Source organism: Pseudomonas koreensis, from assembly GCF_024169245.1.
Lineage (GTDB): Bacteria > Pseudomonadota > Gammaproteobacteria > Pseudomonadales > Pseudomonadaceae > Aquipseudomonas > Aquipseudomonas koreensis_F.
In genome coordinates this window covers 4,671,915-4,686,279 of sequence record NZ_JALJWP010000001.1, presented here as the reverse complement: position 1 = coordinate 4,686,279, position 14,365 = coordinate 4,671,915, and the positions used below count along the sequence as shown (strand labels likewise).

The window sequence follows — 14,365 nt, the reverse complement described above, 5'->3', positions numbered from 1 at the left end:
AGGGCGGCGAGAGGAGGGGAGTTTACTGGCAAATCACGCCCCTTGCCTTGTCGCGTGTCTGCTTGCACCGGTAGCGGCGAATATTTCGGTAATCGGCCGATGCGGGTAGCGCTTGTGCATCTGCCGCACCAACTCGCTCAACCGCAACAACTCTTCGCTCGGCTTGGCCCATTGCTCTTTCGGCAATGGCTCGGACCATTTGCGCATGATCTCCGGCAGCGCCTGCTTGCCGATTCTTTCGAGTCGACGAATTTCCCATTCGAGCAGACGGTTGGGAATCGTCCATAAGGTCATGACGTGATACAGGTACCAGAAGAATCCTGACAACCGCGAGCGGCGGCCTTCATGGATCTCCTGATGCATCCGCGCGCGGGCATTGCGGAAAGTATGCAGGCCTTCGTGGGGCGGGTCGTCCGGGCCTTGCAGGTCTTGCAGGTCCTGAATCGATTTGAGGTCGTTGACTTCGTACTCCATGTAACCGCGAATCGCCTCCCAGTGACTGATCGCGAGCTCCAGACCGGCGCATTGGAATTCCTGGCTTATGAGGGTTTCACCTTGGTAGAAACCGATGCCCATACCGTATTGTCGATGGATCCCGAACTGGGTGGCGCCCTTGGCTTCGATGATCCACGCGCTGAGCGACTCCCACGGGACAAAAACCGGCTCGGTGGCGCCTTCGGGCATGAAGCAGACTTCGCGGCGTTGGCGGTTGAAGCGGGTTGGGATGAGGGAGAGGCGTTTTTTGTGGACGTGGTGCCAGACGCCCAAGCCGATACCCAAGGCCATAAAACCCGTTAATAACGCCAATTTGTAAAGGGCAAGAAAAACACCCTCAATAATTTCCTTAATAAACTCCCAGCTATCTCCAAACATGAGCCCAATAAAGCCTCCCACCAGTGGATATAGAAACGCGATCATGAATGTGCCACTGAACGGCCCTCCTAAAGTCATCTGCCACATAAATACCTGCGGGTTTCCCAACCCGAAGTCCATGTAAACACTGTTTAGTACCCCTATATGAGGGCCGTAGGGTGGCGTTTGTGTTGGTAATGGCAAGGGCGCGAGATAGGTGATTTTTCCACTCGGAAACGGCTCTACATCGCCCGCTTTTCTTATCACCTCACATTGCGCATCAACAACAGGCTCATTGTGATTATTCAGCATGGTCAGCCCATCCGAGATAGTGAGTTTCAACCAGCAGAACCATCGGGTTTTCCTTGACCGGGCCGGGAGCAACAACTGAGAAATGGCCGCCACCCCGAGGGTCTCCCACCTCGGCCAAGATCAACCGCAACATCCGCATCCAACGCGGTCCCCTGTGGGAGCGAGCCTGCTCGCGAAGGCGCTCAAACAGGCAAAAAACTTCCCGCCCTCTGGCCACAAAACTGCTCAACATCCGCCCTCAGCTCGCCTGCAAACCTCAGCGAAAATCTGCGTAATCGGCCGATGCGGCTGGCGCTTGTGCATCCGCCGCACCTGTTCGCTCAGCCGCAACAACTCTTCGCTGGGCTTGGCCCATTGCTCTTTCGGCAATGGCTCGGACCATTCGCGCATGACTTCCGGCAGCGCCTGTTTGCCGATTCTTTCCAGACGGCGCACTTCCCATTCGACCAGACGGTTGGGAATCGTCCATAAAGTCATGACGTGATACAGGTACCAAAAGAACCCCGAAAGCCGCGAGCGCCGGCCTTCACGGATCTCCTGATGCATCCGCGCGCGGGCGTTACGAAAAGTGTGCAGGCCTTCGTGGGGCGGGTCGTCCGGGCCTTGCAGATCCTGCAAATCCTGAATCGATTTGAGGTCGTTGACTTCGTACTCCATGTAGCCGCGAATCGCTTCCCAGTGGCTGATCGCAAGCTCCAGGCCGGCGCATTGGAATTCGAGGCTGGTGAGAGTTTCGCCGTGATGAAAACCGATGCCCATGCCGTATTGGCGGTGGATGCCAAACTGGGTGGCGCCTTTGGCTTCGATGATCCAGGCGGACAGCGATTCCCATGGGACGAAGACTGGTTCGGTGGCGCCTTCGGGCATGAAGCAGACTTCGCGGCGTTGGCGGTTGAAGCGGGTTGGGATGAGGGAGAGGCGCTTTTTGTGGACGTGGTGCCAGACGCCCAGGCCAATAAGAAGGATCGAGGGGCCACAGATTAATTGGTTCTTGTAAGCCTCTTCGAATACACCAATCATTGATTCCCAAATGGCCCCGTTTCCATAGCCAAAAATAATACCTAGCAAGCCGGTAAATAAAGGAAATAAAACAATGATCATAAAGGCGCCTGCGGTTGGCGCGCCGAGAATTACCTGCCACGAAAATACCTCTGGCAGTCCAAACCCAAAGTCCATGTATGCTTCGTTTAACTCCCCAATGTGAGGCCCATAAGGCGGCATTGCTGTAGGTAATGGCAACGGTGCGAGATAGGTAATCCTTCCGCTTGGGAACGGCTCTACATCGCCCGGTCTTCTAATCACCTCACATTGCGCATCAACAAGAGGCTCATTGTGATTATTCAGCATGGTCAGCCCATTCGAGATATTGAATTTCTACAAGTAGAACCGGAGGGTTCTCCTTGACCGAACCGGGAACTACTACAGCAAAATGGCCGGTATCCCGAGGGTCAATATGAATCACGCGGGTTCTTGACTCCGCCCCACCTTTGCCATTGACGGTCTGGATACATATGGCAAGTTCTAGCGTTTCCTTTGCAGGCGTATAGTCAGAATCGGGACGGATGGGGTACTGAAGACAAAGCACCAAACCATCTGGCGATGACTTCACGATTCGCAGACTGCTCGATATCTCCTCACTGATGACTTCCTTGCGCACTTGCGGCATACCGCGACCATGCAGCGGTGCAACAAGTCGATGGGCACCGATTCCCAAGCGTTGACTCGGCTTACCGTTTAACGGCGGTAGAAGATCATTTAGCGCCAGCCTCGGCAGAACCAAATGAATATCACTGGGTTTGGCGCCAAATAATAATGTCTTCAGCCAAGTGTCACTGGGATCAGGTCCTGATTGGGCGTAGGGAGCGTGTATCAAAAACGCCAGATAATTTTGATAGTCATCCAGGGAGTGGTCACCGCGCATCTCTTCATCACGGCTCCAGGGCGTGATTTTCAACCACTTATCGTGTGCAGAGAGGTTGTAACGATTGAACAGCCACGTTCCGACGAACTCCAGCACGGTGAACAACGCACCGGCCAAATTGAAGCGAAAAAACACTAAAGAAAGACGTGTACCAGCGGCAGCCCAAGCTGCCGTGCGTGCCGAGCCATTCGGCGCAGTGAACACTTTAAAGGAAGCGTAAGCAGTATTACCCGCGCCATAACCGTTTATCGCAACCATTCCGGCGGCGCCCAAAGCCGCCATCGTAGCCGCTGTCTGCTCAGATTGCGTGCCACTACGAATCGCATCCTGCCGCCTTCGATTTTGTTTGCCCAAGCTAGTAACTGAAGTACTGAAACCCAGGACATATGTAAACGCCCCCAACCCCACATGCAATTTCCCCACCTGCACACGAACATGTTGCAACGCTTCAAGCTGCAAACTGGCAATAAGGCTGGATCTTCTAGCCCTTAACGCTGTATCAGCAAGCCCCTGCGCAGCGGTAAAACCCGCTGCGCCTGTCGCGGCAAGAGCCGCAAAAAAATCCGCCCGTTTCTTCCTGTCCCTCGTCTGCTTCATCACCTCCCGATAAGCCCCCACCAAATTCACCACCTGCACCAACACCACCAACAACCCCATCCCCTCTGTCCGCACCAGACTCGCCTTCGAAACTCCCGCCACTCCCGCGCGAATGTTCTCCAACAACCCACGCAATTCCCCCTGCTGCGCCGGCGGAAACACCACCGTCAATCCCGCTTTCGCCGGTGTGGCGCCATACAGCCTTGCCGAACGATCCGGCAGTTCGTCGATCGGGCTTAGCGCTGCCGCGAGGCGGCCTTCGAACAGCGCCAATTGCGTGCGCACGCGGACGATTTCCTGCTGCAATTCCACCGCCCGGGCGGTTTTGTGGCCCTGGCGGTTTTTGTTGTGGGTGAGCTGGTTGCGTTCGCGGTTGAGGGTTTTCAGGTAGTCGCGTTCGCGCAGCACTTCCTTGATCGTGGCTTGCAGCGCCGCTTGTTCCGCCGGGGTGGACACGGTGAAGGTCACGCCGCTGGTTCGCGCGGCGTCAAAGAAGCGCAGGCGCAGGGCTTTGGGCAGGCGCTGGAACAGTTGATCGAGGTCGGGGATTTTTTCGCCAGCGAGGTCAAAGCCTTCCAGCGCCCGGCTAAGGCCCAGGTTCAGCGCCGGGCTGTAGGTGTCTTGCACGGCATCGGCGAGGACGCGGCTGTGTGCGGGCAGATCGTCGAGGGCCGGCAGCTGCGGCTGCTCGATGCTCTGCAATTTGGCCAGCCAGTCCGGCAGGTTGTTGAACATCGCCATGCCGGCGTTGAACAGCGTTGAATATTGCCCGGCGTGCTCGGTCTGCAGGCGCAGCGGCAAGGTGTAAAACAACGGGCGGGTCAGTTGCGGATGTTGCTCGAGGTAACCGAGCATTTGTTCGTTGGCCGTGTCGCTGCGACCGATGTCCTTCAGGCAGGCGTATTCGCTGGCGAAGGCCTGATCGATCTGCGCCGGCAGTTGCCCGTCGAAATACCACGCCGAGCGATGGAAACGCCCGGCGCACAGCAGTTGCGCGCGATCGGCGGTGATGCGTTCGAGCAGGCGATTCCAGCGTCCGAGGTTGTCGCGATGAGTGTTCAGCACTTCGTCCATGGCCGGACGGTCGATCAGATCGTTGATGCCGCGTTTGCCGCTGAGCAACGGGCCGTCGAGCACGTCCTTCATGCGTCGGCTCTGGTCCTTGCCCAGATCGACCAGTGTGCTCAGGTGACGCTCGACGAAGTCGGCCGGGGCGACTTCAACAAAATATTCACGGGTGTAAAAGCGTCGGTCCGCCTCGGCGGTGACGCGAGCGTGCGCGGTGAAGTCCGGGGCGACGCCGTCGAAACGGTTCAGCGCCAGTGACTCGTCCAATGCCTTTTCGCGCTGTTGTTGCAGTTCAGGTCGAGCCTGAGTATCGGTCGGGACAACCTCACCACCCTTGTTCAGATAGTCGAGCAGCGCCTGCCGGGTGTTTTCCCGATCCGGCTCGGGCAATTGCTCCAGTTCAGCGAACAATGCCTGGGCGCGCGGATCGTCGCTGGCCTTGGCCAGGGTGTCGAAATCCTGAGCGCCGAGCTGGCTCAGCGACTCGATGTAACTGGCCAGCAGATAGTCGCGTTCGTTGTTGCCGGTGTTGCTCCACTGCTCGATCCAGCCGACCACCAGGTCCTGATAACCGGCCAGGTCGCGCATTACCCCAAGGTCGTCGTTGATCAACAGAAACAGCGTGTCGTCCTGATAAGGTCCGCGCACCCGACCAAGAAATTCGCCGATATGCGCCTCGCGAAAACGTCGCGGGTTTTCCCACAGATAGGGTTCACGCTCGTGCTCCGGCGCGTCGCTGACCTGCACCGTCGGCATCCGCGTGGCGTCCGCCTCGGCCAGCGGTTTCGCTGTGCAGGCCACTTCCGCCAGCCACTGTTTGGCCTGGGCCACGGTGAGCAGATGCTCGCCGCCGATCAGACAATGCACGGGGCCAAGATCGACCGCCTGCATGAAGTGCTCGCGCTCTTCCGCGCTGTCCAGCACCTGTCGGCATTTCGCCGCGCTCAACTGCACGTCGGCGAAGGTCACGAAGAGGGTGCTTTTGCGCGAAAAGATCAACGCCGGACGTTCTTCGATGGCGCTGCGCTGATCCTCGCTGACGCTTTTGCCACGATGCAGCAATGCGCTGATGACGCCGTCCAGCACGCGATATTCATAGAGCTCGCCGCTGAGGCTGTCGACAATGTACAGCCAGCCATCGCGCAGGCGGCGGATGCCCATGGGTCGCGTGGTCAGGGTGTACGGCAGCGTGAGTTCGGTGCTGGGGTCGAGGGGTTTTTCCACCAGGCCGTAAGCGAGGGGCAGCAGTTGCACGTGGGTGTTGCGCAAGGGGCAGGCGGCTGGCGCACCAATGGGCGCTTTCGAGGCGGCTAACGCATCGAGGTTGGCGGGGTGCATCATTGAGCACATTTCCCTGTGTCTGTTTGTGACAGAGAAATGTGCGTGTATCTGGAAAACGACAGCAGTCAGATCTTTCTGTGTTTTGCGTAGGAATCGAACACTCGGGATGAAACCTACGAGGGATCGTCTGAAATCTTACAGAGGTTACTTCGGATGAATTGTGAGTAGCTCGGAATGCGTATCCGCGGTCGCCAACCGACGCAGGGCAAACAGAGCCTTTAACAGGCGCATTACCCGAGGATACGAGCTGTACCGCTCATCGAAACCGATTGTTCAACCCATCCATTGATTGACGCCAAAATAGTGGCCACCTAATATCATGCCGGCTGATGCGCCATTGTAGAGACGCCAGCGACTCCTTGCGCTCATCCGCGCCGCTGTCCGGCCGAGCATGGCACCTGATCAGATCGATTATTGCCCGTTACAGGATTTTCTACATGGACGTTCGTCGTACGTATTCCTCGCGCACCAGTCTCCTGCCCCTGTGGCCGAACTCATCAGTTCATTGGCATGCCCAAGCGCGGACAGACGTTCCTGCTGGCAAACATCATGGTCTTGCAGCCACGATGAGCGCAGTCCGATGGCATCGTCGTTGCCAATCCCAGTATCTCGCTGGATCGTGCGGGTGATGGAGCAGAACCAGGGACAAACCAAGTTCTGATAAACAGAGGTCTGTCCCCCGAGGTCCCCACCGGCGGAAAATCGTGTCTGGAGCCCATGCAATGCATCTGATCACCTCTTTACCCTTCGTCATCGACACTGAACCCTATGACGCGTGGAAGCAGCAATGGGCAAATCAGGAAGGCCTGGATATTCATTTGTATATCAACGACCAATGCCACCCGGAACAGATATTGATGTTTTCCACGTTGCTCTTCCCGACGTTCATCGTGTCTGAGGGAGGCGTTTTCCTGGAGCGAAATTTTTCACACGAGGCGTTCGCGCGCTGCGTGAACCTGGTCGCTGGCGACATGGCGGAGGTTGAGCGGCTTATGAATTATGTGAAGATTTATGATGTTTTTGGCCAATACGGAAATGGTGTATCGCCCAGAATATTTCTTCAGCTGTGCGAGATGATCGGGTTTGCCTGGCGAATGGTGTTGAAGGAGAAATTCCCGGACACATTATTCACTGTCGAGGTGTCGAACTCGGATGAGAATTACGGCCCGGTGGTTACGTTTTATCAGGTGAAACAATGATTGATCCCATTCCCAACGCTCGCTGATAAAAGATTTTTTTGTCTTGATGTGCCCACCTCAAGACCGTGGGCGAGCTTTTACATTTCTTGAGGCCCACCAATTCAATGCCTAAATTTTCCTGTGTCTGCGGTCAGATAATCAATTTGTCTCATGGTACGTCCGAGTCCGAGTTTTCAATGGTTGCCGAGCGAAAGATAGATGAGCTGGGTGCAGCCTTGGCAAGTCGTTGGTTGTCTGAGGAAGAGTTCTATCAACAGATAGGTGAGGGTGCTACTACAGTTTATCGCTGCAATAAATGCGATCGGCTACATATTGATCAAGGTGGCGGAAACTTTTTTTCCTATACCAAGGAAGTATGATAGAGCGCGCCCATATGCTTTCGGGGAAAGAGTGAAAACTGGGTTTTTCGCCAGCAAGAGGTTTTGAATGGACTTTTTAATTGCGGAGTACGGAGTGGTCGGTCCTTTGAATGGAAAGTTGTCCAGAGGTCAAGTGCGCGACATTCTTGGAGCCGGTTTTGAAGTGTTCTGGAAAACAACTAACTCCTTGAATACGACCGATGCTTATATGCAGCTCGACCTTCATGTCTACTACGACGAGCGAGATATGGTTAAAGGGGTGGAGTTTTTCGAAAGAAGCACGGTGTCCTAGAGCGGGCACAAGCTGGTAGGCGAAACATCCACGGACGTATTGGCTTTGTTTCGTCGCCACGGTATTGACCCCGTCATTGACAATGACGGATTTGAAGTCGGTGAGTTGGGTATGGGGTTTTACGTTGACGATGACGACGACTTGATCACCACTTTATATATCAATCTGCGTCGTGAAAACTCATTCAATGGCGTCGTGCCCTTGCAGGAGGCATAGATGATCATCTGCCCAAGATGTCAGCAGGATTACATTGTCTGTGCCACTGTCAAGGCTACCCGGAAAAAGTTATTCATGTGCCCGGAGTGTGACGCCACCTGGTTTTCGGTTGAGGAGATCGGCGTTGCGCTCTTTTTTTGCTGAAAGATAAAGCCGGTGATTTTGATGGTGACAGGCGAACTATGGAAATCCTTCGTGCTCTCCTATCGCGAAGGCGAACAAGTGAAAACCAAATTCGAGTATTGATTCCGGACTTTCAGATCAAAAGATCGCAGCCTTCGGCAGCTCCTGCACATAATCCGTAGGAGCTGCCGAAGGCTGCGATCTTTTGCTTTCTACTTCGGATAAAGCGGCGGCAACCCACTCTCACTCACCGGATCCTGCACTCGTTCCGCCGCTGGAATAGTACGAATCGCGCGCCACAAATCCTCACCCTGCCAATGCTGCCCGGTCTCGCTGTACAGCGCGCCGTTCAACCCGTCCAACGCATCCGACAAAGGGACGAATCTCGCGGCCATGTCCGCCAGTGTCTCCGGTTGTTGCCGCGCCCAGGCGTCCAGTGCCTGGCGGGTGGCGTGCGGGTCGTTGGCCTGGCTGGCGCGTTTGATGTCGTCGAGCAGGGTGCGCGGGCTCGGGCCGGTCTGGGCGGCGCGGTGGATTGCCGGTTGCCACCGGGCGCGCCACCAGAGGCCGAAGCCGGTGAGGGTGGTGCAGGCGAGGATCAGGGTGCTGAGTTTCCACCACCACAGGGTGTCGTTGTCGGCCGTGCTGGGTTGCAGGGTGCCGGCCGGGGTGTCGATTTGCAGGCTCGGGTTGTTCGCAATTTGCAGAGTGCGTGCGGGCAGGCTGCTGTGTTCGAGGTGGTCTTCGAAGGTGTTCCACCAGACCACGTCGACAGTGGGCAGGTCGATCGCGCCGCTGCGGCTCGGCACCAGGGCTTCGCGTTCTTCGCGGCTGCCGATGATGCCGCGGTCGCTGCTCTGGTTGCTCAGCACCGGTTGATCGGGGTAGCGGCGCAGGCCGTTGACGTCGGTGGCGGGCAGGGCGGGCAGCTGCGAGCTGGCGAGGCCTTCGACTTTCAAAGTCAGGCTGCGGGTCAGGGAATCGCCGACCTGGGTGTGGTCCGGTTCCGGGCTCCAGCTTTCGCTGAGGCTGAGGCTGCGTGCCGGCAGCCACGGTGCGTCGACCGGGTAGGTCAGGGGTTTCGGTTTGACCGTCAACGGAATCGACGCCGAGCTGACGCGCATCAATTTGCCGGGCTTCGGCCCCGAGGCGTCTGGCGATGGGGCGGTATCGACCAGCGTGGCGCTGAAGGTCTGCGGGGCGATCGTCAGCAGGCCGCTGTGTTGCGGGTAGATCGCGTAGCGCATCTCGATCACGCCGTGGCGCAAGCCATTGATGTCTTTTTCGTAGGTGCGGGTGTCGCCAAGTTGTTCGATGCGCGCATCGGCGATTTGCAGCGGGCTCAGGCTGCTGTCGTCGTAGAGCGAAACCGAGTGGTAGATGCGCAAGGTCAGGATGGCCTGGGCCTGGACGTAGACGCTGGTCTGATCGAGGCTGGCTTCGATGAACACCGGATCGAGGCTGTTGTTGTCTTCGCGGTTGTCGCTGGCGATGACCTGCACGGTGATCGGCTGGCTCTGCGCTTCGCCCAGTTGCAGCGACGGAATCACGACGCTGCCGTTCTGTTTCGGCAGCAGGGTGATGATCCAGCGCGTGGTCGCACGGGTGTCGCCGTTGAGCGTGTTGAGCTGGTTGACCTGACGCGTGCCGCGCACTTCGAACAGCGCTTCCAGCCCCGACAGGTCAGGCTTGCCGAACTGGGTGACGTCATCAGTTTCGAGGGTGAGCTCCACCGTCTCGCCGGAGTTCAGGCGACTGCGATCCACGCTGGCGGTCAGCACGGCCGCTTGAGCGGTAGTCGTGCAGATCAGCAGGGGCAGCAAGAGAGCGGTGAAGCGGGTCATCGATTGTTTTCCTGATCCTGATGTTGTTGCTGTTCGTACCAGAATTTGCGCCTGAGCAGCTCGCCCGGGTCGTCCGGGATCTTGCCCAGCCACTGCTCGAGCGCCTGACGCTGCTCGCCTTCGAGATTGTTCTCGCTCGGGCGCAGGGTCGGCACCGTGTCGGTTTCCTCTTCCTCGTTGCTGCCGGGTATTTCGTTGGGGCCTGGCAGCGGCGGGGCGGTCGGCGGCGGTTCGCTGGCCGACTCGGCCGGTTGCGCCTCGCTCTGGGTTTCGCTGCTCACCGCCGGAGGGGGCGCGGTAGTGGGCGAGGGCTCATCGCCGGGCAGACTTTGTTCGTTTGGCTGACTGTCTGGTTCGGTCGGCGGCGGGGCGTTTTTCTGCTTCAGCAGGTTTTCCACCAGCGCCTTGTTGGTCTGCGCCGGACGCAGATCCGGTTGCAATTCCAGCGCCTGTTCATAGGCATCGATCGCCGCTTCCAGCTCACCGCTTTTTGCCAGGGCGTTGCCACGATTGTAGTGGGCGCGGGCGTCGCTGCCCTCGGCGAAGCGCTGAGCGGCGCCACTGTAGTCGCCGGCCTCGTACAACGCCACCCCTTGCCACTGATGATCGTCAAAATGCTGCGCGGCCTCGGCCGGGCGTTTCTGCTTGAGCAGATGCAAACCCTGCTGGTCGGGGCGCAGCCACAAGTCTTCGAAGTCGAAAGCGTAGCTCGGTTGCGGCAGGCACCACAGCAGCGGCAGGCAGAACAGCCAGCCGCGACGCCCGGCACAAGCGGCGAGCAACAGCAGCGGCAACAGCAGCCAATAGCCCTGATCCGCCCAAGTATCCAGACGCACGGTCTGGCCATCGTCACGCAGGCTGCGCGGGCCGCTGAGCAGACCGAGAGTGCCGAGATCAGCCTCGTCGAGACGCGCCGGGTGATATTCGCCGCCGACGCTGTTGAGGAATGTCGCCAGACCAGGACTGTCGAGTTGCGGCACGCGGATCGCGCCTTGCTCGTCCTTGAGGAAACTGCCGTCCTCCTGGGCAATCGGCGCACCTTCGGCGGTGCCGATACCGAGCATGAGTAGCTGCGTCGACTCGCCATTCAGCGCACGGCGAATACCGCGCCGTTCCTCTTCGTTGAGCGACGAACCGATCAACAGAATCCGTCCCTCACCCAGCGCACCTTGCTTGAGCAAGGCGAGTGCCTTGCTCACCGCCAGATCGGCGCGGTGACCGCTTTGCGGCATCAGCGACGGTTTGAGTGCATCGAGCAGATTGCGACTGGTCGCCAGATCATCCGACAGCGGCACCAGCGTGTGCGCGCTGCCGGCATAAACGACGATGGCGGTCTGCGCATCGCTGCGCGCCTGCAACAGGTCGAACAGCTTGCGCCGCGCCTGTTCCAGGCGTGTCGGTGGCGAGTCGGTGGCGAGCATTTCCGGGGTCAGTTCCAGCACCACCACCAATGGATCGGCGGGTTTCTGGCTGGTCTGTTCGACGCGCTCCCAGCTCGGCCCGAGCAGCGCCAGAATGGTTAGCAGCCAGGCCACACCAAGGGCAATCCACGGCAATTTGCTCTGGCGTCCGCTGCCACCACTGAGCAGCGCAGCATGGAATGCTGGCGGCAGAATCATCTGCCAGCGACCGGCGCGTTTCTGCCGGTGCCAGAGTTGCCAGAGCAGCCAGCCGAGCAGCGGCAACAGCAACAGCCACCAAGGGCGGAACCAGTGCGGCCAGAGCGCGATCATCGGCGCCTCCGCAGACGCAAACGTTGCAGGCGCTCACGCCAGTCCGGCAACGGACTTTGCAGATACAGTTGCCTGGTAAACAGGCGTTGCAGCGGATTGTCCGGCCACAGTTCGCGGGCTACCAGCAACAGGCTCAACCACAGCGCCAAGGCCAGAGGCCAGTGATACAAGGCTTGCGCCGGGCGTGCCTGAGTCGGTTGCTGAGTCACCGGCTCGAGCTGATCGAGGGTGTCCTTGATCGCTTGCAGCTCCAAGCCGTCGTGAGCGCGGAAGTACTGGCCGCCGGTGACTTCGGCGATGGCCTTGAGCGCCGGTTCATCCAGGTCAAGGCTCGGATTGACCCCGAGCAACCCGGTCGAACCGCTGTCTTCGGGATTGGCGCCGATGCCGATCGGATAGATTCTGACGCCTTCGCTGGCCGCCAATTTCGCGGCGGTCAGCGGATTGATTTCGCCGCCATTGTTGGCGCCGTCGGTGACCAGGATCAGCACGCGACTTTGCGCCGGCCGCAGGCGCAGGCGTTTCAAGGCCAGGCCTATGGCATCGCCAATCGCGGTGTTCTTGCCGGCGATACCGATCCGCGCCTCGTCGAGCCACACCCGCACGGTGCGTCGATCAAAGGTCAGCGGCGCTTGCAGATACGCCTGACTGCCGAACAGGATCAAGCCGACGCGGTCGCCATCGCGGCTTTCAAGGAAATCGCCAAGCAAGTGCTGCACCAGCGACAGGCGACTGACTTCTTCGTCCTGCCATTGCATGTCGGGGAAATCCATCGAGCCGGAGACGTCGACCGCTACCAAAAGATCGCGACCGCTGGCGGCAATCGGCAGCGGTTCGCCGAGCCATTGCGGGCGCGCGGCGGCGATCAGCAGAATCAGCCACAACAGGATGAACGGCGCCTGCTGCCGCCAGGCCGGCAAGTTGGCGCGGGCGCGGCGGCGGGCGAGGCCTTCGAGGTCGGCGAGGAAACTGACTTTGAGTGCCGGCTCGCCGCTGTCGGCCACTGGCAGGACAAGACGCATCAACCACGGCAGTGGCAACAGCACGAAAATCCACGGCCAGGCGAACTCAAACATGTTTGCGGATCCACGTGTCGACTGCCTGGGTCAGGCCGGCGATGGCTTTGTCGTCGAGTTTGCATTCCGGTTTGTACGCGCCCTCGACCAGCACCATCCAGCGCGTCAGGCCGGCGGCAGGGCAGCGGTTATCGAGGAAGGCCAGCCATTTGCGCCCGTTGAGGGTGTGGCTCTGGCTGTACGGATAGTGGTTGCGGCACAGGCGTTTGAGCAGGCCGTTGAGTTGTTGCAGCCAGGCGCCGGCCGGCGCGCCGTCGTAGGGCTTGGGCATTTGCGCCAATTCGGCGAGGGCGGCGACGCGCACCGGATCCAGCGGTTGCTCGGCGCGCACCACCGGGCGTTTCTTCATCGGAATGAAACGGCGCAGCTTCCATACGGCGAAACCCAGCAGCGGCAACAGCAGAAGCAGCAGCCACCAGCCCGGCGCCGGCGGCCAGAAGGCAATCGGCGGCGGTGAGATCAGCGGTTGCAACTGCTCGAGGCCGTTCATCGACCTTTCCCCGGACGCTGCGGATTCAAGAACTCGCGCATCTGCTCGACCATTTCACTCTGGGTGCTCAACGGCATCAGCAACACTCGCAGCTTTTGCGCGAGCAATTCCCAGCGAGCAATACGCGCTTCGGCCTGGGCGCGGTAGGTCTGGCGCAGGTCGAAGTTCAGCGTGTCGATTTCCAGCTGCGCGCCACGTTCGGCGAACCTCAGCAGGCCGGCGGCGGGCAGGGCGTGATCGAGTGGGTCGGACAGCGGCAACATCAGCAGATCGCAATGCCGCGCCAGCAGGCTCAGTTGCTGCTCGGCGCTGTCGGACAACGCGCGTTCATCGCAAATGACGATGGCCAGACTGCCCGGCCGCAGCACTTCCCGCGCGCGGCGCAGGGCCACGCCGAAGGCATCGCGATCCGGCTCGCGCTCGCTGTGCAGCGACTGATTTACCTTGACCAGACGGTTGAGCAATTGCAGCAGGCTCTGCTTGCTGCGACGCGGCTTGATTTCGTAGTGCTCGTTGTCGCCGAACACCAGCCCGCCGACGCGGTCGTTGTGCCCCAGCGCGGCCCAGCCAATCAACGCCGCGACCTGCGCCGCCAGCACTGACTTGAACATCAGTCCCGAGCCGAAAAACAGCCGCGTGCTTTGCTCGACCATGATGAAAATCGGCCGCTCGCGCTCCTCATGGAACAGCTTGGTGTGCGGCTCCTGCGTGCGCGCGGTGACGCGCCAGTCGATGGTGCGCACATCGTCGCCGGCCTGATACACCCGCACCTGATCGAAGTCGACGCCACGGCCGCGGAATTTCGAGTGATGCAAGCCGATCAGCGGGCTGCGCTGACTCGGCGTGGAAAACAGTTGCACCTCGCGCACGCGGTGACGCATCTCGATCAGCTCGGCGAGGCTGATGCGGATACCGGGTTCGGAGGGCAGGGCGGCGTTCATG

Annotated in this window: 10 protein-coding genes; 2 read left to right on the top strand and 8 right to left on the bottom strand. The window is 59.4% G+C overall.

Going from position 1 to position 14,365, the window contains the following annotated elements; translation table 11 throughout:
- Positions 1-33: 33 nt before the first annotated feature.
- The 3 genes from J2Y90_RS20590 to J2Y90_RS26560 all read right to left on the bottom strand — a co-directional run bounded on the left by J2Y90_RS20590 (position 34) and on the right by J2Y90_RS26560 (position 6,091).
- Entirely contained in the window at positions 34-1,194 is a 1,161-nt protein-coding gene (locus tag J2Y90_RS20590; RefSeq protein ID WP_253502479.1) for a hypothetical protein, read from the bottom strand.
- Positions 1,195-1,389: 195 nt separating this feature from the next.
- Positions 1,390-2,511 (bottom strand): hypothetical protein, encoded by a 1,122-nt coding sequence (locus J2Y90_RS20585; protein WP_253502476.1) that lies wholly within the window; start codon positions 2,509-2,511, stop codon positions 1,390-1,392.
- Entirely contained in the window at positions 2,501-6,091 is a 3,591-nt protein-coding gene (locus J2Y90_RS26560; protein WP_301291675.1) for a toxin VasX, read from the bottom strand. The genes J2Y90_RS20585 and J2Y90_RS26560 overlap by 11 nt, the downstream gene beginning before the upstream one ends.
- A gap of 722 nt (positions 6,092-6,813) precedes the next feature.
- Here J2Y90_RS26560 and J2Y90_RS20575 point away from each other — a divergent pair.
- A complete protein-coding gene (locus J2Y90_RS20575; RefSeq protein WP_253502473.1) occupies positions 6,814-7,290 on the top strand; it encodes a hypothetical protein in 477 nt (158 codons plus the stop codon).
- A 426-nt stretch (positions 7,291-7,716) separates the two neighbouring features.
- The gene (locus tag J2Y90_RS20570) at positions 7,717-7,941 is read left to right on the top strand and encodes a hypothetical protein (RefSeq protein ID WP_253502470.1); all 225 of its coding nucleotides are present in this window, start codon (positions 7,717-7,719) and stop codon (positions 7,939-7,941) included.
- Positions 7,942-8,492: 551 nt separating this feature from the next.
- On the opposite strand, the gene J2Y90_RS20565 is transcribed toward J2Y90_RS20570, so the two are convergent.
- From J2Y90_RS20565 to J2Y90_RS20545, 5 genes are read right to left on the bottom strand one after another with little or no spacing between them, the layout of a single operon-like run.
- The gene (locus J2Y90_RS20565) at positions 8,493-10,124 is read right to left on the bottom strand and encodes a BatD family protein (RefSeq protein ID WP_253502468.1); all 1,632 of its coding nucleotides are present in this window, start codon (positions 10,122-10,124) and stop codon (positions 8,493-8,495) included.
- Positions 10,121-11,857: a tetratricopeptide repeat protein gene (locus tag J2Y90_RS20560; RefSeq protein WP_253502465.1), complete on the bottom strand. Its 1,737-nt coding sequence runs from the start codon at positions 11,855-11,857 to the stop codon at positions 10,121-10,123. Before J2Y90_RS20560 ends, J2Y90_RS20565 begins: the two co-directional genes overlap by 4 nt.
- Positions 11,854-12,933 (bottom strand): vWA domain-containing protein, encoded by a 1,080-nt coding sequence (locus tag J2Y90_RS20555; RefSeq protein ID WP_253502462.1) that lies wholly within the window; start codon positions 12,931-12,933, stop codon positions 11,854-11,856. The genes J2Y90_RS20560 and J2Y90_RS20555 overlap by 4 nt, the downstream gene beginning before the upstream one ends.
- Complete coding sequence (locus tag J2Y90_RS20550) at positions 12,926-13,423, bottom strand: DUF4381 domain-containing protein (RefSeq protein ID WP_253502459.1); 498 nt, start codon at positions 13,421-13,423, stop codon at positions 12,926-12,928. Before J2Y90_RS20550 ends, J2Y90_RS20555 begins: the two co-directional genes overlap by 8 nt.
- A complete protein-coding gene (locus J2Y90_RS20545) occupies positions 13,420-14,364 on the bottom strand; it encodes a DUF58 domain-containing protein (protein ID WP_016774988.1) in 945 nt (314 codons plus the stop codon). The genes J2Y90_RS20550 and J2Y90_RS20545 overlap by 4 nt, the downstream gene beginning before the upstream one ends.
- Position 14,365: the final 1 nt, after the last annotated feature.

Excerpts from the sequence above, each read along its gene's own strand:
- J2Y90_RS20585 (WP_253502476.1), bottom strand. The coding sequence starts at position 2,511 with ATGCTGAATAATCACAATGAGCCTCTTGTTGATGCGCAATGTGAGGTG.
- J2Y90_RS26560 (WP_301291675.1), bottom strand. The coding sequence starts at position 6,091 with ATGATGCACCCCGCCAACCTCGATGCGTTAGCCGCCTCGAAAGCGCCC.
- J2Y90_RS20575 (WP_253502473.1), top strand. The coding sequence starts at position 6,814 with ATGCATCTGATCACCTCTTTACCCTTCGTCATCGACACTGAACCCTAT.
- J2Y90_RS20570 (WP_253502470.1), top strand. The coding sequence starts at position 7,717 with ATGGACTTTTTAATTGCGGAGTACGGAGTGGTCGGTCCTTTGAATGGA.
- J2Y90_RS20565 (WP_253502468.1), bottom strand. The coding sequence starts at position 10,124 with ATGACCCGCTTCACCGCTCTCTTGCTGCCCCTGCTGATCTGCACGACT.
- J2Y90_RS20560 (WP_253502465.1), bottom strand. The coding sequence starts at position 11,857 with ATGATCGCGCTCTGGCCGCACTGGTTCCGCCCTTGGTGGCTGTTGCTG.
- J2Y90_RS20555 (WP_253502462.1), bottom strand. The coding sequence starts at position 12,933 with ATGTTTGAGTTCGCCTGGCCGTGGATTTTCGTGCTGTTGCCACTGCCG.
- J2Y90_RS20550 (WP_253502459.1), bottom strand. The coding sequence starts at position 13,423 with ATGAACGGCCTCGAGCAGTTGCAACCGCTGATCTCACCGCCGCCGATT.
- J2Y90_RS20545 (WP_016774988.1), bottom strand. The coding sequence starts at position 14,364 with ATGAACGCCGCCCTGCCCTCCGAACCCGGTATCCGCATCAGCCTCGCC.